Here is a 24,765-nt window from a genome sequence, read left to right on the forward strand (position 1 = left end):
TGGAACATGTCGCCCCATGTCGAGCGCATTCACAGCGATGAGCGTCTCCCGGCCGAGGCCGATGTCGTCATAGTCGGCGGCGGTATCCTCGGCGCTACGGCCGCCTATTACCTGGCGAAGCGCGGCCTCTCTGTGGCGCTCCTCGAGAAGGGTCACGTCGCCTGTGAACAATCGAGCCGAAACTGGGGTTGGTGCCGGCAGCAGAACCGCGATCGCCGCGAACTGCCACTCTCGGTGATCTCTATGCGGCTGTGGGACGAGCTCACGCGCGATATCAATCGGGACCTCGGATTTCGGCGCTGCGGACTCGTCTATGCGACCCACGACGAGGCTGTGCTCGCCGGCTGGGAAAGGTGGCGCGAGGTCGCCAGGGAGTACGACGTCGACACCCGCGTGCTGAGCCGGGCGGAGGTGGCCGAGCGCGTCCCCGAAGCGCGCGACAAATGGGTCGGCGGGACCTATTCGGCTCGGGACGGCAAGGCCGAACCTGCGCTCGCCGCGCCGGCTATCGCCGAAGGGGCCAGAATTCTGGGCGCCACGATCCACCAGGGATGCGCCGCGCGGGCGCTCGACTTGGCCAATGGCAAGATTGCAGGCGTGCACACGGAGAAGGGCTATATCAGAACCAGCGCGGTGCTTTGCGCCGCCGGCGCCTGGTCCTCGCGCTTCCTTCGGCCGCTCGGGATCAGTTTTCCCCAAGCGAGCATCCGTCAGACCGCGCTGCGTTCCACCCCGACAATCAACATAGGCGAGGCGGTCTCCACACCCTACTGCACGATCACGCGTCGACTGGACGGCAGCTATACGCTTGCGATCAGCGGCAAGGCGAACCTCGAAATCACGCCCCAGGCTATCCGGTACAGCCGGGAATTCATGCCGCAGTTCTTGCGTCGCCTGAAGAACGTCAGGATTGGCGTCGGCCAATCGTTCGTTTCGGGGCCGGATTCAATGACGGCGCTGCTGACCAACGACGATCGGATCTTCGAACAGAATCGCGTGCTGGATCCTCCGCCCTTGAAATGGCTGGTGAGCCAAGTGGTGGCGAGTGTCCGGAAAACCTTCCCCCAACTCGGCGAAATAAAGCTCGGTAGCGCTTGGGGCGGCTTCGTCGATTGCACGCCGGATGCAGTGCCTGTCGTGTCGAAGGTGGACCGGGTGGAAGGCCTCGTCCTCGCAGCGGGCTGCTCGGGTCACGGCTTCGGTTTGGGCCCGGGCCTTGGCTATCTGGCCGCACAGCTTCTCGTCAACGACACTCCTTGCGTCGATCCCGCACCGTTCCGGCTGTCGCGTCTGACCGATGGCTCGAAGCTGGACATCTCGGCCATCTGAAGATCGAGCCGGAAGTCGGGCCTGACGCGTACCGAGCAACGCCAGGTTTGGAGTACTGCGGATGGTTGCGGACGATTTAGAACGGGCTTGAACAGCCTAGTTGGTGCCCCTGGCCGGAATCGAACCAGCACTCCTTGCGGAACTCGATTTTGAGTCGAGCGCGTCTACCAGTTCCGCCACAGGGGCCCTCGGTCGGCCCTAGGCGGGCGTCGCGAAGCCGGCGGACTATAGCCATGGACCAAGCGGGGTCAACCCGCGCCAAAGTGATCCGGGCCGTTCTCGACAGCCGCATGAGCCGGGGTTACAGCCTTGGAAAGCGACCCATCGAAAAGAGGCTGCCGTGACAACCCAGAGTGCCGCAATACCTGCGTTCAAACCGGCGGCCACGACCCCTGCGCTGGCCGCTTCGCTCGCGGTCGCGCTGACGGCAGCCGCGACCATCGCGGGCGTCTGGTTCTTCCAGCTGGTGCTCGGGATTGTGCCCTGTCCGCTCTGCCTGGAGCAGCGCTACGCCTATTACCTCGTGATCCCGCTCGGCCTGCTCATCGCACTCGCGGCGCGGGGCGGTGCGCCGAGACCGCTGCTGCTCGCGGGCCTGGCGATCCTTGCGCTCGCGAGCATCGCCAATGCCGGGCTCGGCACCTATCATTCCGGCGTCGAATGGGGCTTTTGGAAGGGACCGACCGACTGCTCCGGTCCCGTCGTCAATCTCGGCAGCGCCACCGACCTGCTGTCGCGGCTCGACACCGTGAAGGTGGTCCGCTGCGACGAGGTGCAGTGGCGCTTCCTCGGCCTCTCGCTTGCCGGCTACAACGTGCTGATCTCGCTCTTGATGGCTGCGATCGCCGCGTGGGGATTCGTTGCGACGGTGAAGCGCTGAGGCTCAATCATCCACATCGTCCTGCGTCCGGCCGAACAGGTGCACAATGCCCGGCGTCGCGATCGTCACGAAGACGAAGCGCGAGAGGTGATGTGCGCCGACGAAGATCGGATCGATGTGCAGCGTCAGGGCCAGCGCCAGCATGGCGTCCATCGCGCCCGGTGCGTAGGCGACCACGACGTCGGAGAATTTCACCTGCGTGGTGAGCGCCACGATGCCGACGAAGATCGCGGAAACGGCGATGGCGATGGCAAACGAGCCCAGTGCCGCGTTGATGTGGCCGGCGAGCGTCTTGATCCTCATCCGCGCGAAGCGGCTGCCGATCAGGGCGCCGATGCCGACCAGCGCCACGCCGCGTACCCAGTCCGGCAGGCCGCCCTCGACCCAACCGGCGCCATGCAGCACGCTTGAGCCGATCATCGCACCGAACATCCAGCTCGCCGGAAACCTGATCAGCCGCAGGAGGAGTGCCGCGGCCAGCGAGGCCGCGACCAGCTCGACGAGGTCGAGCGGCGAGGCGATCGTCGTCGTCAGCGATGGCGCGACGGAGGGCACGACGCCGGCGAACGCCAGCACCATCGGCAGGGCCGCGGTGAGGATGATGACGCGCATGGTCTGCACCACCGCGATGCCCGGCAGGTCGGCGCCGCGCTCGACCGCCAAAATCGTGATCTGCGACAGCGCGCCGGGGCTGCCGGCGAGGAAGGCCGAGGTGCGGTCCCAGCCGTGAATGCGCTGGAGATAATAACTGGAGCCGAAGGTCGAGCAGAAGGTCGCGAGCGCGAGCAGCCCGATGGTGAGCGGATAGGCACTGACCTGTTGAAGCAGGTGGCGAGAGACGACTGATCCTAACGAAATGCCGAGCAGCACCAGCACCGTCTGGGTCAGGATCGGCGGCAGCGTCAGCTGGCGACCGGCGATCGCGGCGATCCCGACCGCGATCATGGAGCCCGAGATCAATCCCCCCGGAAGGCCCGCGAGCAGAAACACGAGGCCCCCGGCGGTGCCAATGACGAGCGTTTCCACCGTGCTCAACATCTTGGCACGGCTCGGCCATTCGAACGGCAGGGAGGCGGTGATTTGCTTCACACCACCTTATCGCAAATCAACAAGAGGCGCACAATTGCGGCCACGTCATACCGCAATGCGCGCGCCTCTCGCCGAAGCCGCGAGCAGGGGGGAAGGATTTACTTCTTCTCCGCAGCCGGCGCGGCCATGCCGGCCTTGGCGGTCTTGATGCATTCGGAGCGGAATTTCTTGCGCTCCTTGCCGTGCAGGCCCTTGGCGTCGGCCTGCTTGGAGCATTCGAGCGACTCGGCCGAGTGCTCCTTCGGTGCCTTCTTGTCCATGGGGGCGGCGGTTGTGGTTTTGGTGTCGGTCTTTGCTGCCGGCGCGGCGGTCTGCGCGAAGGCGGTGCCGGTGGCGAGCAGGGAGGCGAGAGCGACGACGGCGAGGCGAGATGTGAGGGTCATGGTGCTGCACTCTTCTTGCGGGAATTGCGAAGGGCGCGAAAGTCGGCTGGCGTTGCTGAACGCGACATGAATAATTGGAACGTGGAGGATCACTATATTTTGGCGGCAGCAGCCATCGCTTCCTTGTCGCGGGCGGGCGGCACGCTAGGATAGCAATCCTCGGTTCACTTCCCTCGGGGGAAGATCAAGGAGGAGACCAAGGATGACCATTCAATCAAAGTTGCTATGTGCAGTTGCGCTGTCGGGCTTTGCCGCGCTGGTGGCAAGTGCGCCGGCGCAGGCGCTGACCTCGCAGGAGTGCAGCGCGAAATACCAGGCCGCCAAGAAGGACGGGTCGCTCGGCACCACGAAGTGGAATGACTTCCGCAAGGCCCAGTGCGGCGCGGACGCGACGCCAGCGGCTGCGCCGACCGCGGCCGCTCCTGCTGCGCCCGCCGCTCCCGCCGAGCCGAAGCAGGCGAAGAAGGAGGCCGCCCCGGCTGCTGCCCCGACCCTGCCGGCCGGCCCCGCGATCTATCCGAACGCGGTCGATCCGAAATACGCCAAGGAGACCCCCGGCAAGGGGCGCCTGCACACCTGCGTCGACCAGTACAACGCCAACAAGGCCACCAACGGCAATGGCGGCATGAAGTGGATCGAGAAGGGCGGCGGCTATTACAGCGAATGCAACAAGAAGCTGAAGGGCGCCGCCTGACGCTTCCAGACGACGCAGAGGCCGGAGCCAAGCTCCGGCCTCTTGCTTTAATCCAGTAGCTTCTCGGCCGATTTCGCGACGAGCTGCGATCGCTTGCGCGGGCCGCGCTCGACGAACAGCAGGCTCTGGCCGAAGATGAAGCAGTAGAACAGGAAGGCCTGCGCTTCGGCTGCCTCGGTATCGAGGCCGGTCGCGCGATAGAGCTCGGTGACGTGCTTCAGCCGCGCCGCGTCTACGTTCGCCACCGCCGCGGCGGCGCCCTCGTCCGAGCGGGCCCATTGCCGGATCGCAAGCTCGATTGCCATCCCGTCGGGATTGAGCCGCTCGGAATAGAGCTGGATCACCGCCCGCAGCCGTTCGCGGGGCTCTTGGCCATCAAGGCTCGTCTGCTGCGCGATCGCCATTGAGCGCCCCTCGCGCCAGCGCTCCAGCATGGCACCGAGCAGCGCGGCACGGTCGGCGAAGCGGCGGTAGAAGCCGCCCTTGGTGACGCCCAGGTTCTTGGCGAGCACCTCGACCCGAACCCCCTCGACTCCCGATCGGGCGAGCTCGGTGAGCCCTGCCTCGACCCAGACATCGCCTTTGCCGTCACTCATGCAGGCAGCCTCGCCGATTCTTGATACGGTGCCGTATTGCTAACGCGGGAGGAGGTTGATACGCTACCGTATCGACAATCAAAGGCAGAAAAGGCCAGGGAGAATTGCGATGGAGCAGGAGGCGACCTATCGCGGCACGGTCTATCCATGGCAGTGCGATCACGTCGGCCATATGAACATCATGTGGTATGTCGGCAAATTCGACGAGGCCAACTGGAATCTGTTCGCCCGCCTCGGGCTGACGCCGAGCTATCTGCGCGGCTCCGGCCGCGGCATGGCCGCCGTGCAGCAGAACATCACCTATAAGCGCGAGCTGCGCGCCGGCGACATCGTCGAGATCCGCAGCCATCTGCTTGAGATCCGCGACAAATCGATCCGCTTCCGGCACGACATGACCAATGCCGAGACCGGCGAGATCGCCGCGTTCTGCGAGATCACGGGCGTGCACATGGACCGTAGCCAGCGCAAATCGGTGCCGTTCACGGATGCCATCCGCGAGGTGGCCTTGAGGCACCTCGCCGAGAAGGCGGAGGCCTGAGCCATGGCTGCATATGAGCCGAAGAACCCGGGCTATCGCGCGGCTGCCATCGCCATGTTCGACGCCCAGCCGGCGATGCACACGCTCGGTATCGTGATCGTCCGCCTTGCGCCGGGCGAGGCTGAACTAGCCATGCTGCATTCGCCGGCCCTCACACAGCAGAACGGCTTTGTCCACGCCGGCATCATTACCGCAGGCCTCGACAATGCCTGTGGTGTCGCAGCCTTTACCCTGATGCCGGGCGAGGCCGATATCCTCACCGTCGAGTTCAAGACCACGCTGCTCGCGCCGGCACGGGGCGAGCGTTTCGTCTTCAAGGCAGAGGTGGTCAAGCCCGGCCGCACGCTGACCTTTTGCGAGGCCAGGGCGTTTGCCGAGCACGAGGGCAAGGTCACGTTGATCGCCACGATGACCGGGACGCTGATGGCAATGCTGCCCCGCGCTGTGGCTGCGCAAGCGCCGGCCCCGATACCGGCATAGCGTGGCGATGACATCGGCGCCGCGACACTCTATATGACCTGTAACAATTCCCAGTCTCGGACCGTATCCACGGAAATGGGACCGAAATGGAACGAGATATGGCTGGATTCAGGAATAAGAGCCTTGTGCCGACGCGGCGCGCGGCGCTGACGCTGATTGGAGCGGGCGCCCTTGTCGCCGGTGGGATCACCGCGGCGCGGGCGGCTACCGATGAAGACGAGGTGCTGACCGAAGCCAAGGTGCTGCGCGATCCCGACGTTCCCGTGGCCGGCAATCCCGACGGGAATATCAGCATCATCGAATGGTCCGACTATAACTGCCCCTATTGCCGCAAGCTCGAGCCCGAGTTGCGTCAGGTCATCCAGGACGACGGCAAGGTCCGGCTGGTGATGAAGGACTGGCCGATTCTCGGTCCGGTTTCGGTCACGGCGGCGCGGACCGCGCTGGCGGCGAAATTCCAGGACAAATACCACCAGGCCCATGACGCCATGATGGGCGTCAGCTCGCGCCTGACGGAGCCGCGCATCAACGAACTGCTCGCGGCGGCCGGCGTCGACATGGATCGGTTGAAGCGCGATCTCGCCGATCACGCCAAGGACATCGACGCCGTGCTCAAGCGCAACAACGAGCAGGCCGAAGCCTTCGGTTTCCGCGGCACGCCGTCCTTTATCGTCGGCAAATACCGCGTGCCCGGCGTGCTCAGCATGAACGAGTTCGAGCAGGTCATCGCCGACGCCCGCAAGGCTAAGATGAACTGAGCCGAGCGATATTCACCGCGCAATACGAAGGCGCCGCCGCGGACCCGCGACGGCGCCTCATTCATGATACCACGTCGTTACTTGGAGGAGATGCGGACCCAGTCCTTGTGCGCGCGATCGCGCAGCGCGTCCCAATCGGCTTTGGCGACATCCCAGTTTACGATGGTGCGATTGGTCGTCGCGACCTCGCCATGAGCAACCGACGACGTCTGCATGGAGTCATAGACATACACGCCGCAGGCAAGCAGCAGCGCGCCCAAAATCATTCCAAGGAACATCCGCATGGCGAAACCTCCGATGACGGGCGATAACGTCGGCCCGGAGTGATAGTTCCGCGGCAGTAGGGCGCAGGGAAGGAGAGGTTGTTCATTCTCCATTCAGCCACTGCACCAGCTCCGCGTTGATCTCGCGAGGATAGGTGTGGCTGAGGTCGTCGATCTCGCGATAGGTGACGTCGGCGCCGGCGGCAGCGAGGGCCGCCTGCGTCTGCCGCGCGGTCTGCACCGGAAACATCCAGTCGAGCTTGCCGTGCGCGATGAAGATCGGCAGGCGCTGCAGACGCGCAGCGTCAGCCATTTCGACCATCAGCGGATGGAAGGTCGCCGACACCGGCGCGAGATGCGTCAAGGGCGAGGCGCCGTCGAGGCCGGTGACGTAGCAGAAGGTGCCGCCGTCGCTCATGCCGGTGAGCAGCATGCGCGAGGCGTCGATGGTCCAGCGGCTGCGCACGGTTTCGAGAATGCGCATGAGGTTGGGCGTGTCGGAATCGTCACCCATCAGCGCCCAGGTTGGGCCGGTCGCGGTCGGCGCCACCAGGATCGCACCAAGACTGCGGGCATCGCGCAGCCAGCTCCACAGGAAACCGCGGCCGTTGCCGCTGCCGCCGTGCAACGCCATCACCAGCGGCATGGCGCGATCGGGCGTATAATATTCGGGCACGTAGACCGAAAAGCCACCGCGGCTGCCGGGCTCGTTGTGATCGTGGATGATGCCGGTGTGCGCGTCCGCGCCGGCTTCGAGCCGCGACAACAGGTCGGCATTCTCGCGATTCGCGGCGTTGAGGAAGAAACTGCTGACCGGCGGAAACCGCACGGCCAGCGGATAGAGTGCCTCCTGCGCGCGCGGCACATGACGTAGTGCGCGGAAGACCGCGACGAGGTCGCCATTGCCACGTTCGACCTCGCGCAGGCCGGCAAAGGCGGCGAGCGTCTCGTCGCAGGCACGATCGAGCCGCTCGCGCAGTCCGGTGAACTCCTCCGGCCATTCTCGGATTGCCGCGCGCGCCGCTTGCAACGCCTCGTCGGGAGCGCCAATCGCATTCATCACGGAGCCGAAGGCCGGCGGGTGCAGGTTGCGCTGAAAAAAGGCGAGCGCCTCCAGCGCATTGAGCAGCGGCGGCAGCACGGCCACGATATCGTCAACGACGGCCTCGCTCATCGTCGCTTCCTTGCGTCAGTTCTGATCGTCAGTGCAGCTTCGGCGCCTTCAAGAGCTTGTAGCGATCGGTCGAGGTCACCGTGACGTCGAAGGTGACGCCTTCATGATGTACCGTCAGCGGCACGTCGACGCCGGCAGCGCCGAGGCCCCACAGCTTCTTGTAGAAGCCGGTTTGGCTCGTGACCTTCTCGCCGTCGACCGCGAGGATGACGTCGCCGGTCTTGAGCTCGGCACGGGCGGCGGGACCATTGGCGGAGATCCCGATCACAACCACGCGGTTGTCGATCTCGGTCGAAAACAGTCCGAGCCACGGCCGTGCCGGCTTGTTGACGCGGCCGAATTTGCGCAGATCGTCCAGGATCGGTTTCAACAGGTCGATCGGCACGATCATGTTGACGTGCTCGGCCTTGGCCTCGCGCTCGCGTTCGAGCTGCAGCGAGCCGATGCCGATCAGCTCGCCGCGCTCGTTGAGGAGCGCCGTGCCGCCCCAATTCGGGTGCGCGGGATGGGTGAAGATGGCCTCGTCCAGCAGATATTCCCAGTAGCCGGCGAATTCCTGCTTGGCCACGATCTGGCTCGCGACCGAGCGCGTGCGTCCGCCAGCGCCGCCGACCACGACGCGGTCGCCGAGCCGGGTCTCGGCCGAGATCCCGAGCGGCAAGGGGGCGACATCGAGCTGGCCGAGCGCCTGCACCAGGCCAAAGCCGGTGACGGCATCGAAGCCGAGCACATGTCCTTCCACCACGCGCCCGTCTCCGACATGCAGCCACACGGACTCTGCTTCGGTGATGAGGTAGCCGATGGTGAGCACCAGCCCGTCGTCGATCACGACGCCGTTGCCGGCGCGTTCAGTCCCCAGTGTCTCGGCGCTGAAGGCGTCCGGCGGGATGATGGCATGCAGGCCGACGACGGAGGCGAGCGCGCGGTCGAGATCGAAACCGTAATCGCTCGCACGCGGCTGATTGGCCGGTGGCACTCTCCATTCGGTCAGGGCGGGCATGGAGTTCTCCTGGCTGAGAGCATCGCTCCGCCGATTAGCGGAACGACGCGCGAAGCATGGATAATTTAGGCCGGAGGAGGCCGTCTTGAAAGCCTCGTTCCCCAACTATTCCCGAGGCACCGGATGAAATCTTTGAAAGGCGCGGGAAGGCTTGATGCACGGCGGGTCAAGCGGGCCTCCGGCATTGGCCGCATGGCTGCTGTCCGGCGAGGTGCTAGGCGCGGTACAATGAAGCTGCTAACCATTGCCGCTTCGTTTGACCGAGGGATCACGGGGCCGAAGCATGGACAACCGCAGCGATATCTGGCGTGGCATCGACACGATCAAGGCACGTTTCATCGACCTCAGCGACAAGGTCTGGGGCATGCCCGAAGTCTGCTACACCGAGGCGCGATCCGCCGCCGAGCATCTCGCCGAGTTGCGTCATCAGGGTTTCCGCATCACCGAGCAGGTCGCGGGCATTCCGACCGCGGTGATGGGCGAATGGGGCGAGGGCGGACCGGTCATTGCCTTCATGGGAGAATATGACGCGCTCCCGGGCCTGAGCCAGGAGGCCGGCGTCGCGGAGCATCGTCCGGTCGAGACTGGCGGCCACGGCCATGGCTGCGGTCACAATCTGCTGGGTTCCGCAGCTCTCCTCGCCGCGACGGCGGTGAAGGACTGGCTTGCCGAGAACAAGGTGCCGGGCCGCGTGCGCTATTACGGCTGCCCCGCGGAGGAGGGCGGCGCGGCAAAAGCCTTCATGGTGCGCTCCGGTGCATTCGAAGACGCCGACATCGCCATCACCTGGCATCCGCACAGCTTCTGGGAAGTCGCGGTGACGCCGTCACTCGCCAACACCCGCGCCGATTTCATCTTCACGGGCCGGACCTCGCATGCGGCGGCCTCGCCGCATCTCGGCCGCTCCGCGCTCGACGCCGTGGAGCTGATGAATGTCGGCGTGAACTATATGCGCGAGCACATGCCGAGCGACGCGCGCGTGCACTACGCGCTGCTCGACACCGGCGGCATCGCCCCGAACGTGGTGCAGGCGCATGCGCGCGTGCGCTATTCGATCCGCGCCCGTGATCTGCCTGGCATGAACGAGCTGGTCGGACGCGTGAGCAAGATCGCGGACGGCGCGGCGCTGATGACCGAGACCAAGGTCGAGATGAAGATCATCTCCGCGGTCTCCAACATCCTGCCGAACACGCCGCTGGAGCAGGCGCTGCATCGGGTCATGGAAGAGCTCGGACCGCCGCATTTCGACGACGCAGACAAGGGCTTTGCCACGGAGATCCGCGCAACGCTGAGCGACAAGGACATCGAGTCGGTCTATTACGCGATCGGCATGGAGCCGACCGACCGGCCGCTGGCTGACTTCCTGGTGCCACTGGATGCCAAGCGCAATCCGCTGGTCGGCTCGACCGACGTCGGCGACGTGAGCTGGGTGGTGCCGACCGTGCAGGTCCACGCACCCACGGTTGCAATCGGTACGCCCTTCCACACCTGGCAGGTGGTCGCGCAGGGCAAGAGCGCGCATGCGCACAAGGCCATGGTGCAGGCCGCCAAGGCGATGGCCGGCATCGGTATCAAGGCGCTGACGGACCCGGAGCTGATCAAGGCTGCCAAGGCTGACCTCCAGAAGCGGACAGCCAAGACGCCTTACGTCTGTCCGCTGCCAGACCACGTCGCGCCGCCGCTCGACATGTCCGTGGCGTAGAATTTCGCCTCGATACTTCGTCTGATGCGGCGATCAAATTTTCTGCAGTGCAGCGCGGAATTCAGCGTGTTTTGATGCTGGATTGCCGATCGGATGGGCTGCGGAATATGGTTTTGCCCAACAGACAGTCAGAAGACCGTTTGCATACACACGGTCGCAGTTGACGCGCACCCCATTCGGTGTGCCATCTACCGCCAGCCAAGCCCGGTGGTCGCCTCGCGCGACCGCCTGCATCCATACGGGAACCAGACGGGGACAACCATGCTGGATAAACAACTGCGTTCGATGATCGGTGACGTGAAGGACGGGCGGATGGATCGCCGCGGCTTCATTCAGCGTCTTGCCGCCGTGGGTCTCACCGCGCCTTTGGCCAACCAGATTCTCGCGCTTGGCGGCGTCGCCATGGCCGAGGGCGCCTCGACCTACAAGCCGACCAAGCGCGGCGGCGGTGGCGCGCTCAAGCTGCTGTGGTGGCAGGGGCCGACCCTGCTCAATCCGCATTTCGCCACCGGCACCAAGGACCAGGACGGCGCGCGTCTGTTCTACGAGCCGCTCGCCTGTTGGGATCCCGACGGCAACATGAAGCTGGTCCTGGCCGCCGAAATTCCCTCGATCCAGAACGGTGGCCTCGCCGCCGACGGCAAGTCGGTGACCTGGAAACTCAAGCCCGGCGTCAAATGGCATGACGGCACGCCGTTCACGGCCGACGACGTCGTCTTCAACTGGGAATATGCCAAGGATCCGGCGACCTCCGCACTGACCATCGCGACGCTCCGCGACATCACCGTCGAGAAGGTGGACGACCTCACGGTCCGCATCCTGTTCAACAAGCCGACGCCGTTCTGGGCCGACGCTTTTGTCGGGGCTCCCAATACCATCATCCCGAAACATCTGTTCAAGGACTATATGGGGTCCAAGTCGCGGGAGGCGCCGACCAACCTCTCGCCGGTCGGTACCGGCCCCTACAAGTTCGTCGAGTTCAAGCCGGGCGATCTTGTCCGCGGCGTGATCAATCCCGATTATCACATGGCCAACCGCCCCTATTTCGATTCGATCGAGATGAAGGGCGGCGGCGACGCCGTCTCTGCCGCGCGCGCGGTGATCCAGACTGGCGAATATGATTTCGGCTGGAACATTCAGGTCGAGGACGACGTGCTGCTGCGCCTGGAGAAGGGCGGCAAGGGAAAAACCGTCTACGCCGTCGGCGGCGACACCGAATTCATCGCGCTGAACTTCACCGATCCCAACACCGAGGTCGATGGCGAACGCTCCTCGATAAAGACCAAGCACCCGCTGTTTTCTGATCCAGCGGTGCGCAAGGCGCTCTCGCTGCTGATCGATCGCGAATCGGTCAAGAAGGCCATCTACGGCCGCGCCGGCCGCACCACCGCCAACTTCCTGAACGGGCCCGAAAAATTCGTGTCCAAGAACACCTCGTGGGAGTTCAGCGTCGAGAAGGCCTCGAAGATCCTCGACGACGCCGGCTGGAAGCCGGGCGCCGACGGCATCCGCGAGAAGGACGGCAAGAAGCTGAAGCTCCTCTACCAGACCGCGATCAACGGGCCGCGCCAGAAGACGCAGGCCATCGTCAAGCAGGCCTGCCAGAAGGCGGGTATCGACGTCGAGCTGAAATCGGTCGTCGCCTCCGTGTTCTTCTCCTCCGACGTCGGCAATCCCGACACCTATTCCAAGTTCTACGCCGACATGGAGATGTTCCAGATCCCGCTGAGCCAGCCCGATCCGTCGCAGCACATGCGTCGTTACCTTTCGAACCTCGTCGCCACCAAGGAGAACAAGTGGCAGGGCACCAACTTCCCGCGCTGGGTCAACAAGGAGTACGACGCGACCATCCTGGCCGCCGACGGCGAAATGGATCCGGTCAAGCGCGCGGCGCTCTACATCAAGGCCAATGATCTCATGTACCAGGACATCGTTTTCATCCCGGTGCAGCACCGTCTGAAGGTCGAGGCGGCGGCCAACAATCTGCGCCCGGTCGTTTCCGGCTGGGCCAACGAGACCGACAATTTGTTCGACTGGTACCGCGAAGAATGATCACGCACGCCTAGAGCGGTCCTTCTTCATGAGCCAGTATGTCCTGCGTCGCCTCCTGATCGCGATTCCGAGCCTGCTCGGAATTTCGCTCGTGCTGTTCGTCGTGCTCGCACTCGCCCCGGGCGATCCCTTCTCCGAGCTAGCGACCAATCCGAACGTGCCGCCCGAAGTCGCTCTCGCGCTTCGGGCGAAGTTCGGCCTCGACGATCCGATCTACCTTCGTTACCTGCACTGGCTCAACGCCATGCTGCACGGCGACTGGGGTTTCTCCTTCGTCAGCCGGATGAACGTGGACACGCTCATTCTCCAGCGACTGCCAACGACGCTGTACGTGATCGGCTCGGCGCAGATCCTTGCGCTCCTGATCGCGATCCCGGTCGGGGTCTACGCCGCGACGAAACCTTATTCGCTGTTCGACCAGGTCGCCAACACGCTCGCCTTTGTCGGCTTCTCGCTGCCGACCTTCTTCACCGGCATCCTGTTCATCCTGATCTTCTCGGTCACGCTGGACTGGCTGCCTTTCGTCTACACGACCGACATCAAGGGCACGGGAATTCACTGGGTGATGGAGATGATCCGTCAGGCCATCATGCCGGTGGCGGTGCTCGGCCTGTTCCAGGCTGCGTCGATGACGCGTTTCGTGCGCTCGGCGATGCTCGACGTGATCCGGCTCGACTACGTCACCACCGCGCGCGCCAAGGGCATCGGCCAGAGGCGGGTGATCATCAAGCATGTGATGCGCAACGCGATGATCCCGGTCGTCACGTTGATTGCGTTGCAAATCCCGGCGGTGTTCGGCGGCGCCATCGTCACCGAGCAGATCTTCCGCATCCCCGGCATCGGCTCGCTGCTGATCTCCTCCATCCTTTCCAACGACACGCCGGTGGTGATGGCCGTCACCTTCGTCTTTGCGTGCCTGGTCGTGCTGTTCAATCTCATCGCGGACGTTCTTTATGGCTGGCTTGACCCTCGCATCTCCCTCCGCTGAGCGGCGCGTCTACTCGCCCTGGCGCGAGACGTGGCGGCGCTATAGCCGCCACAAGCTTGCCGTGGTCAGCGCGTTCCTGCTCCTCGTTCTGATCCTGGCGGTGGTGGTCGGCCCCTTTATCTGGCGGGTCAAGATCGACGACATCGACATCGTGGCGGGCATGCAGGGGCCGTCGCTGGCCCATCCCTTTGGCACCGACGATCTCGGGCAGGATATCCTCGCCCGCATGATCTATGGCGGGCGCATCTCGCTCGCGGTCGGTCTCGCCGCGATGCTGGTCTCGGTCTTTGTCGGTGTGCTGATCGGCGCGCTCGCCGGCATGTCGCGCGGCGCGCTCGGCCATGGGCTGATGTGGCTCACCGATCTCTTTTTGTCGCTGCCGCAATTGCCCCTGCTGCTGCTGCTGATCTATCTCTTCCGCGACGGGCTGAAGGCAGCGTTCGGCCCCGAGGGCGGCATTTTCATCCTGATCGTGCTCGTGATCGGTGGCTTGCGCTGGATGCCGGTCGCCCGCCTCGTTCGCGCCCAGTTCCTGTCGATCCGCGAGAAGGAATTCGTCGAAGCCGCGCGCGCTCTCGGAGCCAGCCCGGTACGGCAGGTGGTGCGCCATATCCTGCCCAATGCGCTCGGTCCGGTGATCATCGCCGGCACCATCGACGTGGCCGCAGCCATCATCGCGGAATCGACGCTGTCCTTCCTCGGCCTCGGCTTCCCGCCGGATACGCCGACCTGGGGCCGGCTGCTTTATGACGCGAAAGACTTTCTCGACATCGGCCCGCACTGGGCGCTGTTCCCGGGCGGCGCGATCTTCATCGCAGTGGTCGCCATCAACTTCATCGGCGACGGCCTGCGTGACGCGCTCGATGCGCGGCGGGTGATCTGATGGCGCCGCTGCTCGAGATCAAGGGACTGAAAACCCACTTCTCCACCGACGACGGCATCCTCCAGGCGGTCGACGGTGTCGACATCTCCATCAACCGCGGCGAGACGCTCTGCGTCGTCGGCGAATCCGGTTGCGGCAAGACCGTCACCGCGATGTCGATCCTGAAGCTGATCGCGATGCCGCCGGGCCGCATCGCGGCAGGCGAGATCATCTTCGAGGGCCGCGATCTCGTGCCGCTGACGAGCAGTCAGCTCGACGAGATCCGCGCCAAGGAGATCGGCTTCATCTTCCAGGAGCCGATGACCTCGCTCAATCCGGTGCTGACCATCGGCGAGCAGATCGCCGAAAGCCTGCGCCGCCATGAGAATGTCACCAGGAAACAGGCGCTCGATCGCACCATCGAGATGCTCAAGCTGGTGCAGATTCCCAACGCCGAAGGCCGCGTGCACAACTATCCGCATCAGTTCTCCGGCGGCATGCGCCAGCGTGTGATGATCGCGATGGCTCTCGCCTGCAAGCCGAAACTGATCATCGCCGACGAGCCCACCACGGCCCTCGACGTCACTATTCAGGCGCAGATCCTCGACCTGCTCCAGGACATGAAGGAACGCTTCGGCATGGCGGTGATGCTGATCACCCATGCCATGGGCGTCGTCGCCGAGACCGCGCAACGCGTCGTCGTGATGTATGCCGGCAAGGTGGTGGAGGAGGCGCCCGTCGACGACCTCTTTGGCAATCCCGACCATCCCTATACCCAGGGACTGATCCGCTCGATCCCGCGCATCGATCTCGCCAGCGAGCACAAGGTGCGGCTGGAGGCGATCGGCGGCTCGGTGCCGATCCTGATCAATCCGCCGGTCGGCTGCCGCTTCGCTCCGCGCTGCCGCCACGCCATGAGCGTCTGCACCGAGAGGGAGCCGCTGCTGCGCGAGATCGCGCCCGGCCACCGTATGGCCTGTCATCTGGGAGATACGCAGTTGGGAGGCGCAGCATGACCGAGCCCCTGCTCCGCGTCAGCGGCCTGAAGAAATATTTTCCCGTGCATGGCGGCCTGTTGTCGCGCCAGGTCGGCAGCGTTTATGCCGTCGATGGGGTCTCGTTCTCGGTCAACCGCGGCGAGACGCTCGGCCTCGTCGGCGAATCCGGCTGCGGAAAGTCGACGACGGGACGCTGCGTGCTGCGCCTGATCGAACCGACCGACGGCGAGGTCGTGTTCGACGGTCAGGATGTCCGCCAGCTCGGCGGCAACGATTTGCGCGCGATGCGGCGGAACATGCAGCTTGTGTTCCAGGACCCGTTCGCCTCCCTCAATCCGCGCATAACGGTCGGCGCCATCCTCGGCGAAGCCCTCGTCATCCATAAGCTCGGCTCATCCGCCAAGGAGCGTGAGGATCGCGTCGCGAGCCTGCTGGTGAAGGTCGGGCTCAAGGCCGAGCACATGCGCCGCTATCCGCATGAATTCTCCGGCGGTCAGCGCCAGCGCATCGTGATCGCGCGTGCGCTCGCGGTCGAGCCGAAACTGATCGTCTGCGACGAACCGGTGTCTGCGCTCGACGTCTCGATCCAGGCGCAGGTCATCAACTTGCTGGAAGATCTCCAGGCGGAGCTGAACCTCACCTATCTCTTCGTTGCGCACGATTTGTCGGTGGTCGAGCACATCTCCGACCGAGTCGCGGTGATGTATCTTGGCCGTATCGTCGAGCTCGCCAAGGCCAGCGACCTCTACCGCAATCCGCAGCATCCCTACACGAGGGCGCTGTTATCGGCGGTGCCGGTGCCCGATCCCAAGCTCAAGCGCGAGCGTATCCGCCTCAAGGGCGACGTTCCGAGCCCGATGAAGCCGCCGTCGGGCTGCCACTTCCACACCCGCTGTCCTATCGCCCAGCCGCGTTGCGCGGAAAGCGCACCGGAGCTGAAGGAGGGAGCAGGCGGGCACTTTGTGGCGTGCCATCTCGCCTGACGCCGGGAAAAGCGGATCGCGCATTCATGCGTGAAGCAGGCCGTGCTCCGACAGGGCCCGCCTGAAAGCCTCAACCGAGGTGTGGTGCTGCGCGAACAGGCCCGCCTCTCGCGCACCGGCGACATTGGCCATGAGATCGTCGACGAACAGGACGTTCTCCGGTTTGACGTCGAGCTCCGACAGACAGAGGCGGAAGCAGCGCGGGTCCGGCTTCGCCGTCTTGAACCGGGCCGAGGCGTAGATTCGCGAGCCGAACAGCGGTGGCAATTCCGGCAGCAGCGCTGCGATATGGTCGGCGACCAGCGTCGTGTTGTTGGTCAGGACGGCAATGTCGACGGTTTGACGCAAGCTGCCGACAATCTCCAGCATGGCACGATCGGCCTGCATTGAACGGCGTCGCGCCTCGATCCACTCGTCCAGTGACAGCGGATAGCCGATGCGGTCGCCGAAACCCCGCAAATAGTCCGCGGCATCGAGTGTGCCGGAATCGCCGAGCAGCTCGAAGCCGCTGTCCCAGATCGCCTTGTGGACGGATTCGCTCGTGGTCCCCGCAACCTTCGCCAGCCATGCGACACGCTTTGCCCTGTCGTAGTCGCAGAGGACATTGTCCATGTCGAAGAGGACGAGTTTGATTTGACCGGTCACCGCAGCACTCTCGGATTGGCCGAACATCCGGCCGTGATCCAAGCCATACCGCGCTGGAGCGCAGGCAACAAATCGGGCCAACGGTCGATCCGTCACGCGCTCCTGGCGGGCCAGGGAACGACCTGTCCCGACATCACCAGCCGGTCACGGCCGTTGTCCTTGGCGGCGTAGAGCGCGCGGTCGGCGGCGCCGACCAGCGTGCTGCAGTCCGCCGTGGTTTGGGACGGCAGACTCGTCGCGCCGCCAACGCTTGCGGTCACCAGGCGCGAGGGGGGACTTTGCGCATGCGGCATGGCGAGATCGTGCAGAGCCTTGCGAATCCCTTCGCCGACCTCGGCGCAGCCCTCGGGACCGGTGTTCGGCAACAGCACGGCGAATTCTTCGCCACCGTAGCGCGCCGCGACGTCGGCCTGGCGCTTGGTGTGGGTTGATAGGATCCGGCCCAGCGCGCGCAGGCATCCGTCGCCCGCCAGATGCCCGTATTGGTCGTTGAACTTCTTGAAATGATCGACATCGATCAGCAGGAGCGAGAGCTGCGTGCCATCGCGCCGGGCCCGGGCCCATTCCTCGGCGAGGCGCTCGTCGAACGCGCGCCGGTTGACGAGTCCGGTGAGGCCGTCGGTCGTTGCAAGCGAGGCGAGCTTGTCCTGAAGATCCTTCTGCTCGGTGATGTCGCGCACCACCGCGACGACGCCGTCGATCTCACCGCTGTCCGACGCCAGGGTCACGTGCAACGCCGCCTCCGCCCAAATCTCGCCCTTGTCGCGATGACGGTGGCGATAGACGAACCGCGTCTCCTCGGCCTCGCCATTCTTAAGCGCGGCGATAGCCTGCTCGACCCGCTCCATGTCGTCGGCGTGAATGCCGGCCAGGGCCGAGGTGGATAGCAGCTCGTCGGAGGACCAGCCCGTGATGCGTACGCACGAGGGGGAAACGTAGAGCAGCCGGTTGTCCAGCCCGATCCGGGTCACCATGTCGCTGGATTGCTCGGCCAACAGGCGGAAGTTTGCTTCGTTGACGACGAGGGCCTGGGCCGTGCGCTGCCGCTGTACGAGCTGACGGACCAGGTAGAAGCCGATCACCGCGATCAGCAGCACGAGGCCGAGGACGAAGGTGGTGCGCGCAGCCGCGGCTTGCCGCCACGGCGCCAGCACGTCGTCCCGCGACTTGCTCGCCAGCACCATTAGGGGATAGCGGCTGCTGCGTTGGTAATAGCTCAGCCGCTGGACGCCATCGAGCGGCGACTTGAAATAGTAGACTGCTGCGGCGGGGCGACTTTCCCATCCCTTGAACAAGGGCGCATTGGACAGGTCGCGTCCGACAAAGGCGCCACTGTCGTCGCGGCTGCGCGCCAGCATGATGCCGCTATCGTTGAGCAGCGATGCCGAGCCGTTCGTACCGATGTCGAACCGCTCGTAGAACTTGACGAAATAGCCGACGTCGATCGTGAGCAGGGCAACGCCGGCGAAGCCGCCGTCGGCATCGTTGATCCGGCGGGACGCGGTGACGACCCATTGGCCCCCGGCTCGACTCTTCACGGGCGGTCCGATCAGCGTGCCCATCTCCGGCGAGTCCCGATGACGCTGGAAATATTCCCGGTCGCTGTTGTTGAGCTTGGAGAAGTCGAGCCGCTCGGTCGTGGCAAGCCACTGCCCGCTCGCGTCATAAACGAAGATGCCGCGGATCCGGTCCGATGATTTTCGTGTCGGCAGATAGGCCTGAAGCTTGGTGATCGTGTCCGGACCCGTCCCGTCGATTTCGAGCCGGTGGACCAGGCCTACGAGGATTGTATCAACGAGTTCGAAGGTGTCGTCCGCGTGCTGGATCAGCGAATGCGCCAGATTGGCGACGTCGATCTCGGCGTTCTTGAGATCGGCATTGCGTGTTTCCCATTCACGCCAGGCGCTCAAGCCGAGGATGGCGAAGCAGGTCAGGATGACGAAACCCGCTGCCCAGAGCGGAAGGCGCGTCTTTCCGAGTTCGCGGCCCGTGGTCATCAGGCTTGCTCCATTTCGGCGCAAACCTCTCACTTTGGCCTTAACGGGCTGTTGCAACTTCCGTGCGGATTGTGCGCTTCCGGTCGGAACAATCCTCGACAATTAACGGGCTATCGTCGAGCTAACCAGGCTGACCCCGCGCGCCGGGCCTTTCTGCCTCACTCATCCAGCGTGAAGCCGACCCGCAGCGTCACCTGGTAGTGGCGCACGGCACCGTTCTCGATATGGCCGCGCGTTTGCACCACCTCGAACCATTTCATCTCGCGAACGGTCTTTGCGGCCCGGCTGACCGCGTTCTTGATCGCATCCTCGATCGACGTCTCGGACGATCCGACCAGTTCCAGGATCTTGTAGACGTGATCCGTCTCGCTTGTGGCCATGACTATTCTCCCCTCGTGCTGTGGCGGGACCGGATATGTCTGTCGCGGACAACTGGCGCCCGCGCGACATCCGGCCTCGACTCTGAACGGATGCCGGCGCCCCGAGTTCCGTCCCGGCAGGAGCCTGCCGCTCGCCTTCCGAGCGCTGCCTAGGCGTCCCAATTTTTCTAAGTGCACGAAAATCTGGATCGCGTGTGCAAGCGGCGCTCCTGAATTGGCGCGCGGTCGCCGGCCCGCTCTTGCCGGTTCCGATATGAGTAAGCTAACCTCGGCCTTTCCTCTGGCGTCTTCGAAGTGCGGTGATGATCGAGCGTTGGACGAGGGGCGCTCTGGCTGCGATCGGTCTCTGCGTTGTGCCCGCGCCGGCCATCGCGCAGGACGATCTCGACGGTGCCCCGATGAGCATGTCGCTGCAGGTCACGACCGATCCCTCCACCATCGAGTGCCGTCGGCTGGAGAAGGTCAATCCGGCCTCGCTGGTCTTCTTGCCGCTACGCCGGACCTTCAACGAGGATTTTGACGAGCATCCGCTGGCAAACGGACGCTGGGTGCCGCATTACGCCGGCGGCGCGGCCTGGCCGGAGGCGCGTTACTGGGGCGGCGACGGCTCCGACTTCAAGCGCAAGACCAGCGCCAATGGCGAGCAACAGATCTATGTCGATCCGCGCTATGCGGGGCGCAACGCGGCGCCGCTCGGGCTCGATCCGTTCAAGGTCAAGGACGGCGTGCTGTCGATCGTCGCCAGCCGTACCCCGCCGGGGTTGAAGCCGGTGCTGTTCGACAACGAGTACATCTCCGGGATACTGACGACCCAGGGCACGTTCGCGCAGAAGCACGGCTATTTCGAGATCCGCGCCAAGGTGCCGGTCGGGCACGCAGTGTGGCCGGCGTTCTGGATGCTGGCGGATGACGGTGGCTGGCCGCCGGAGGTCGACGTGCTGGAAGGCCGCGGCGAAAAGCCGGGCGATCTCGTGATGACGACGCATTGGCGGATTCCCTCGACCCAGAAGATTCAGTCCTGCGGCTTCGACTTCGCGGTCGGCGACGCGTCGAGCGCATTCCACACTTACGGTGTGCTGTGGGAGGAGGATCGCCTGGTCTATTTCATCGACCGCAGACCGGTGTCCGACATCAAGGTGCCGATCGGTTTCGACGATCCCATGTACATGATCGTCAATCTCGCGATCGGATCCAAATTCTTTCTCGGCGTCGGTCCGGTCGACGCGGAGTCGCCGCCTACCGTCGCATTCGAGATCGACCGGATTTCCGTCTATCAGATCGATCTGGAGCAGGCGCGCAGATAGAAGCTCGCTGATCTCTCCCGGCGTTGGGCGGCGCGAGTCAACGATGGATTGCCGAGGGCCTGCACGCCGACGTTACGGATCCAGCTCCGTATCCCAGTAGAGATAATCCAGCCAACTGTCGTGCAGATAGTTCGGCGGGAACAGGCGGCCGTTACGGTGGAGCTGGTGCACGGTCGGCGCGAAGGCGTGCTGGCGTGGAAACATCTTGGCCTGCACCGGCGTCAGATTGCCCTTGCGCAAATTGCAGGGCGAGCACGCCGCGACCACGTTCTCCCAGGTGGTCTGGCCGCCTTTGCTGCGCGGGATGATGTGGTCGAAGGTGAGGTCTTCGGGCGAGCCGCAATATTGGCAGGCGAAACGATCGCGCAGGAAGACGTTAAATCGGGTGAAGGCAGGGTGGGTGGTCGGCTTGACGAAGGATTTGAGCGAGACGACGCTCGGCAGCTGCATTTGCAGCGTGGGGCTATGGACCGCCTGATCGTAATGCGCGACGATGTTGACGCGGTCGAGGAATACCGCCTTGATCGCGTCCTGCCACGACCACAAAGACAGTGGGTAGTAACTCAGCGGCCGGAAGTCCGCATTCAGCACCAACACCGGCCAATGGCCTTGCGAGACATGTGCGTTCAAGTAACGCTCCTGGCCTCCAATGTACGCTGCGAAGCAGCACGTGACTGACATACTACATGCAGCGTGACGGGATTGTGAAGCCCGTTGAGCGACTTATTCCGGCACAAGCAATGCGGCCGGGGGGTGGCAAAGCGCGCAAAACGCTGTGATTTCCAAGTCCGAGGCCGTTGAGGCAGCGTCATCCTGACAGCGCGACGTGGATGTGCCGAGGCAGCTACTCCCGCACGCGCTCCAGCTTCTGCAAACATCGCGTCGCGCGCACCACGGCCGGCATCTCCTCGTCCGGAAAGCTGGTCTTCCAGTCGGTGACGCCGACCTCGCCGACATAGATGTCGCCCCTGGAATCCAGTGCGATGCCGTGCGGCGCCAGGAACTTGCCGCTCGCAACGCCCGGGCCTTCCTCGCCACCGAGCCGCGCGATGCGGTTGCCCTTGGCGTCCACGATCGAGAGCCGCGGGCCGAGATTGGGCACCTTGCGGTTGACGGCCAGGCCAGGGCCGAGTTCCCCGATGACGAAGGTCGGGCTCTTAGCCCCACCGCAACAGCATAGCGCACAAGGGCGGTGCAGATTGTTCCACTGCGTCTCGTACTTGCCGTTGCCGTCGAACACCTGCACGCGGTGGTTCTCGCGGTCGGCGACATAGACAAAGCCGTCGGCGTCGGTGGCGATGTTGTGCACGATGTTGAACTGGCCGGGATCGGTGCCGGGTTCGCCCCAGCTTGTCATCAGCTTGCCGCCGGGCGTGAATTTGTGCACGCGCGCATTGCCATAGCCGTCGGAGACGTAGATTTCACCCTTCGGCGACAGCGCGGTGTGGGTGCAGCGGTGGAAGGGATCGCCGCTCATGAACGGCGACGGTTTCTCGGGGATGCCGATCGTCAGCAGCACCTTGCCGTCGGTGGTGCACTTGCGCACGGTGTGGTCGCCGTCATCGGTGCAATAGAGATTGTCGTCGGCATCGATGTGCAGGCCGTGGGCGCGCGAGAACAGGCCTTCGCCCCAACTTCGCAAGAAATTGCCCTCGCGGTCCAGCACGACCATCGGATGGGCCCCGCGGTTGAAGACGTAGACGCGGTCCTTGCTGTCGACCGCGACCGAGGCGACGTCGGTGAGCTGCCATCCGTCCGGCAGCTTTGCGAAGTTTTCAACGACGCGGTAGCGGTGCTCGCCGGTGCCGAGAATGGCTGGCATGAATTCTCCTCTTGTTCGTTATCGTGGTGCGACACTGCTTCTACGGTGTTGTTCAAGCGGTGCTCGCCGCTGCCGCTCCAGCCTGCCCCAAAATCCCTTCCTCGATCGCCTTGATCTGCAGCGCCAGATATTTCGAGTTGATCCGGCATTGCGCGAGGCTGCCGGCGATGAACCAGAGGCCGGGCTGCCTGGTGCGCGTATACATGTTACGCAGCTCGAGGCCGTCGCCAAAGCCCCAGATCGGGCCGACCCGGTCGGCGACGGCGTCGCCGAACAGTTTCTGCACCAGATATTCCTGTGTCTTGTAACCGGTCGAGAGCACGATCAGGTCGGCCGAAAGGGTTGTGCCGTCCTTCATGCGAACGCCCTCGGTGACGAAGCTCTCGATGTCGGAAAACTGCCTGAGCTTGATCGCGCCCTCGATGATGAGGTTGGAGCAGCCGACATTGAAATAATAGCCGCCGCCACGGGTGAGATATTTGAACTGCCAGCCGGTGCCGGCCTCGCCGAAATCGAGCTTGAAGCCGACGCGCCGCAACCCGTCGAGCAGTTCCTTGTCGAGCTCCTTCGACTGCTCCGTCAGCATCACATGGGTCTTTTTCGCGAGCGGTGTCGGCATCGAGGTCGCGATCAGATCGTTGTCCTCGAGCGTGCCCTCATTGTAGGTCGCATAAGCGAGTTGGGCCGACGGCTCGATATTGGTGACGAGCGTAGGTGAACGCTGCACCAGCGTCACTTCGGCACCACTGGAGTGAAGATCCTGCGCGATGTCGTGGCCGCTATTGCCGGTGCCGATGACGATGGCGCGTTTGCCTGTCCAGGTCTCGCCGTCCTCGTAGCGGCTCGAATGCAGCAGCGTGCCCTTGAAGTTAGCCAGGGTCGGAATGACAGGCACATTGGCGATGCCGCTGACGCCGGTTGCCATCACCACATGGCGCGGGTGCATGATACGCTCACTGCCGTCGGTGTGCCGCAGTGTGACGGTCCAGTGGTCTTTCGCATCGTCGTAGGCGCCGCCCTCGAATTCGGTGCCGGTCCAGAAGTTCAGCTCCATCGCCTCGACGTAAGCTTCGAACCAGTTGGCGAGCTTGTCCTTGGGGATATAGGTCGGCCAGCTCGGCGGAAACGGCATGTAGGGCAAATGATTGACCTGCACCTGGTTATGCAGGGTCAGCGCGTGGTAGCGCTTGCGCCAATTGTCCCCGATCCGCGCCTCGCGATCGACGATCAGGGTGTCGATGTTCAACTGTTTCAGCCGCGCCGCGATCGCGAGCCCGGCCTGGCCGCCGCCGACCACCAGCACGGCGGGATCGCGATCGGCGTAGTCGCGCGAGCCGTTGCGCAAGTCCAGCCAGTTCGGTCCACGGAAGTCGCGCGAATAGGCCTGGCCGCGCGGCCGCGAGGTGCCGAGCTGCTCCTCGAAGCCCTTGAGCTCGTCGAGCGCGGTGAGGAGCGTCCACGCTTTCAGGCGGTCGCCGTCGGTGGCGTCGGGCACAAGCCTGACGATGCCGCTGCCGCGCCCCAGTGCGGTTTCGAAATTGAAGATCACCTCGATAGTGTTGGTCCCGGCACGCGTCACCCAGCGCGGTGGCGCTCGGTTCGGCGCAATCTTGAAGCTGCCCGGCGCAGCCTTTGCCGCGAGCGTTGTCAGCTCCCGCTTGATCGAGTCGCCGCCGCCGATCGTTTGCAGGTTCCAGCTTAGTGCCAGCACATCGCGCCAATAGCTGTCGGCGAGGAAAAGACGATCCAGCGCAGCGCTATCGGCTGCGCCCAGCGTTAGCTCGACCTCATCGAGCCAGGCTTGCGCGGATGCGACAATGTCCTTGGTCCTGTCCAGCATGCGCGACC

25 protein-coding genes and 1 tRNA gene are annotated in these 24,765 nt (G+C 64.4%); 13 read left to right on the top strand and 13 right to left on the bottom strand.

What is annotated here, in order from left to right:
• The first annotated feature begins 6 nt into the window (after window positions 1-6).
• Window positions 7-1,329 (top strand): FAD-binding oxidoreductase, encoded by a 1,323-nt coding sequence (locus ACFQX9_RS09485; protein ID WP_018453207.1) that lies wholly within the window; start codon window positions 7-9, stop codon window positions 1,327-1,329.
• A 101-nt stretch (window positions 1,330-1,430) separates the two neighbouring features.
• Here ACFQX9_RS09485 and ACFQX9_RS09490 read toward each other — a convergent pair.
• A tRNA-Leu gene (locus ACFQX9_RS09490) sits at window positions 1,431-1,515 on the bottom strand.
• Between the two features lie 154 nt (window positions 1,516-1,669).
• Between ACFQX9_RS09490 and ACFQX9_RS09495 the strand changes: the two genes are divergently transcribed.
• Window positions 1,670-2,209, top strand: coding sequence for a disulfide bond formation protein B (locus ACFQX9_RS09495; protein ID WP_377788000.1), 540 nt, complete (start codon window positions 1,670-1,672; stop codon window positions 2,207-2,209).
• 3 nt (window positions 2,210-2,212) lie between these two features.
• Here the strand turns inward: ACFQX9_RS09495 and ACFQX9_RS09500 are convergent, their stop codons facing one another.
• Entirely contained in the window at window positions 2,213-3,298 is a 1,086-nt protein-coding gene (locus tag ACFQX9_RS09500; RefSeq protein ID WP_377788003.1) for an AbrB family transcriptional regulator, read from the bottom strand.
• 98 nt (window positions 3,299-3,396) lie between these two features.
• Entirely contained in the window at window positions 3,397-3,681 is a 285-nt protein-coding gene (locus tag ACFQX9_RS09505) for a PsiF family protein (protein WP_018453210.1), read from the bottom strand.
• Between the two features lie 202 nt (window positions 3,682-3,883).
• Between ACFQX9_RS09505 and ACFQX9_RS09510 the strand changes: the two genes are divergently transcribed.
• The gene (locus ACFQX9_RS09510; protein WP_085361101.1) at window positions 3,884-4,375 is read left to right on the top strand and encodes a hypothetical protein; all 492 of its coding nucleotides are present in this window, start codon (window positions 3,884-3,886) and stop codon (window positions 4,373-4,375) included.
• Between the two features lie 47 nt (window positions 4,376-4,422).
• Here the strand turns inward: ACFQX9_RS09510 and ACFQX9_RS09515 are convergent, their stop codons facing one another.
• Window positions 4,423-4,971, bottom strand: a complete 549-nt coding sequence (locus ACFQX9_RS09515) for a TetR/AcrR family transcriptional regulator (RefSeq protein ID WP_085350765.1) — start codon at window positions 4,969-4,971, stop codon at window positions 4,423-4,425.
• Window positions 4,972-5,080: 109 nt separating this feature from the next.
• Here ACFQX9_RS09515 and ACFQX9_RS09520 point away from each other — a divergent pair, with 109 nt between their 5' ends.
• The 3 genes from ACFQX9_RS09520 (at window position 5,081) to ACFQX9_RS09530 (ending at window position 6,747) form a co-directional block, all read left to right on the top strand.
• Complete coding sequence (locus tag ACFQX9_RS09520; protein ID WP_018453213.1) at window positions 5,081-5,509, top strand: thioesterase family protein; 429 nt, start codon at window positions 5,081-5,083, stop codon at window positions 5,507-5,509.
• Between the two features lie 3 nt (window positions 5,510-5,512).
• Window positions 5,513-5,989 (top strand): PaaI family thioesterase, encoded by a 477-nt coding sequence (locus ACFQX9_RS09525; protein WP_085350764.1) that lies wholly within the window; start codon window positions 5,513-5,515, stop codon window positions 5,987-5,989.
• A gap of 98 nt (window positions 5,990-6,087) precedes the next feature.
• Window positions 6,088-6,747, top strand: coding sequence for a DsbA family protein (locus ACFQX9_RS09530; protein WP_026232486.1), 660 nt, complete (start codon window positions 6,088-6,090; stop codon window positions 6,745-6,747).
• A gap of 77 nt (window positions 6,748-6,824) precedes the next feature.
• Here the strand turns inward: ACFQX9_RS09530 and ACFQX9_RS09535 are convergent, their stop codons facing one another.
• The 3 genes from ACFQX9_RS09535 to ACFQX9_RS09545 form a co-directional block, all read right to left on the bottom strand.
• Window positions 6,825-7,031, bottom strand: a complete 207-nt coding sequence (locus ACFQX9_RS09535; protein ID WP_018453216.1) for a hypothetical protein — start codon at window positions 7,029-7,031, stop codon at window positions 6,825-6,827.
• Window positions 7,032-7,113: 82 nt separating this feature from the next.
• Entirely contained in the window at window positions 7,114-8,184 is a 1,071-nt protein-coding gene (locus ACFQX9_RS09540) for a phospholipase (RefSeq protein WP_377788010.1), read from the bottom strand.
• Window positions 8,185-8,212: 28 nt separating this feature from the next.
• Window positions 8,213-9,184: a S1C family serine protease gene (locus tag ACFQX9_RS09545; protein WP_018453218.1), complete on the bottom strand. Its 972-nt coding sequence runs from the start codon at window positions 9,182-9,184 to the stop codon at window positions 8,213-8,215.
• A 283-nt stretch (window positions 9,185-9,467) separates the two neighbouring features.
• On the opposite strand from ACFQX9_RS09545, the gene ACFQX9_RS09550 reads away from it, so the two are divergent.
• The 6 genes from ACFQX9_RS09550 to ACFQX9_RS09575 all read left to right on the top strand — a co-directional run bounded on the left by ACFQX9_RS09550 (window position 9,468) and on the right by ACFQX9_RS09575 (window position 16,769).
• Entirely contained in the window at window positions 9,468-10,886 is a 1,419-nt protein-coding gene (locus ACFQX9_RS09550) for a M20 family metallopeptidase (RefSeq protein WP_085350760.1), read from the top strand.
• A gap of 261 nt (window positions 10,887-11,147) precedes the next feature.
• Window positions 11,148-12,938 carry a peptide ABC transporter substrate-binding protein gene (locus ACFQX9_RS09555; RefSeq protein WP_085350827.1) on the top strand — a complete coding sequence of 597 codons (1,791 nt, stop codon included), beginning with the start codon at window positions 11,148-11,150 and terminating at the stop codon, window positions 12,936-12,938.
• Window positions 12,939-12,966: 28 nt separating this feature from the next.
• Entirely contained in the window at window positions 12,967-13,926 is a 960-nt protein-coding gene (locus tag ACFQX9_RS09560) for an ABC transporter permease (protein ID WP_085350759.1), read from the top strand.
• On the top strand, window positions 13,892-14,809 hold the full coding sequence (locus ACFQX9_RS09565; RefSeq protein ID WP_007597392.1) for an ABC transporter permease: 918 nt from the start codon (window positions 13,892-13,894) through the stop codon (window positions 14,807-14,809). Before ACFQX9_RS09560 ends, ACFQX9_RS09565 begins: the two co-directional genes overlap by 35 nt.
• Window positions 14,809-15,804: an ABC transporter ATP-binding protein gene (locus tag ACFQX9_RS09570; RefSeq protein ID WP_377788017.1), complete on the top strand. Its 996-nt coding sequence runs from the start codon at window positions 14,809-14,811 to the stop codon at window positions 15,802-15,804. Before ACFQX9_RS09565 ends, ACFQX9_RS09570 begins: the two co-directional genes overlap by 1 nt.
• A complete protein-coding gene (locus tag ACFQX9_RS09575; protein ID WP_377788020.1) occupies window positions 15,801-16,769 on the top strand; it encodes an ABC transporter ATP-binding protein in 969 nt (322 codons plus the stop codon). Before ACFQX9_RS09570 ends, ACFQX9_RS09575 begins: the two co-directional genes overlap by 4 nt.
• 24 nt (window positions 16,770-16,793) lie before the next feature.
• Here the strand turns inward: ACFQX9_RS09575 and ACFQX9_RS09580 are convergent, their stop codons facing one another.
• From ACFQX9_RS09580 to ACFQX9_RS09590, 3 genes are all read right to left on the bottom strand, one after another.
• Window positions 16,794-17,441 (bottom strand): HAD family hydrolase, encoded by a 648-nt coding sequence (locus tag ACFQX9_RS09580; RefSeq protein WP_377788022.1) that lies wholly within the window; start codon window positions 17,439-17,441, stop codon window positions 16,794-16,796.
• 65 nt (window positions 17,442-17,506) lie between these two features.
• Window positions 17,507-19,411 carry a diguanylate cyclase domain-containing protein gene (locus ACFQX9_RS09585; protein WP_204512480.1) on the bottom strand — a complete coding sequence of 635 codons (1,905 nt, stop codon included), beginning with the start codon at window positions 19,409-19,411 and terminating at the stop codon, window positions 17,507-17,509.
• A 158-nt stretch (window positions 19,412-19,569) separates the two neighbouring features.
• Complete coding sequence (locus ACFQX9_RS09590; RefSeq protein WP_018453224.1) at window positions 19,570-19,791, bottom strand: dodecin; 222 nt, start codon at window positions 19,789-19,791, stop codon at window positions 19,570-19,572.
• A 302-nt stretch (window positions 19,792-20,093) separates the two neighbouring features.
• Between ACFQX9_RS09590 and ACFQX9_RS09595 the strand changes: the two genes are divergently transcribed.
• A complete protein-coding gene (locus ACFQX9_RS09595) occupies window positions 20,094-21,095 on the top strand; it encodes a family 16 glycosylhydrolase (RefSeq protein WP_018453225.1) in 1,002 nt (333 codons plus the stop codon).
• Window positions 21,096-21,167: 72 nt separating this feature from the next.
• On the opposite strand, the gene ACFQX9_RS09600 is transcribed toward ACFQX9_RS09595, so the two are convergent.
• The 3 genes from ACFQX9_RS09600 to ACFQX9_RS09610 form a co-directional block, all read right to left on the bottom strand.
• Window positions 21,168-21,725: an HNH endonuclease gene (locus ACFQX9_RS09600; protein WP_007597381.1), complete on the bottom strand. Its 558-nt coding sequence runs from the start codon at window positions 21,723-21,725 to the stop codon at window positions 21,168-21,170.
• 214 nt (window positions 21,726-21,939) lie between these two features.
• Complete coding sequence (locus ACFQX9_RS09605; protein ID WP_018453226.1) at window positions 21,940-22,917, bottom strand: peptidyl-alpha-hydroxyglycine alpha-amidating lyase family protein; 978 nt, start codon at window positions 22,915-22,917, stop codon at window positions 21,940-21,942.
• A gap of 52 nt (window positions 22,918-22,969) precedes the next feature.
• The gene (locus ACFQX9_RS09610; RefSeq protein WP_377788025.1) at window positions 22,970-24,757 is read right to left on the bottom strand and encodes a flavin-containing monooxygenase; all 1,788 of its coding nucleotides are present in this window, start codon (window positions 24,755-24,757) and stop codon (window positions 22,970-22,972) included.
• Between the last annotated feature and the right edge of the window lie 8 nt (window positions 24,758-24,765).

The organism is Bradyrhizobium sp. GCM10028915 (genome assembly GCF_042666195.1).
In the GTDB taxonomy this organism is placed as follows: Bacteria; Pseudomonadota; Alphaproteobacteria; order Rhizobiales; family Xanthobacteraceae; genus Bradyrhizobium; species Bradyrhizobium canariense_D.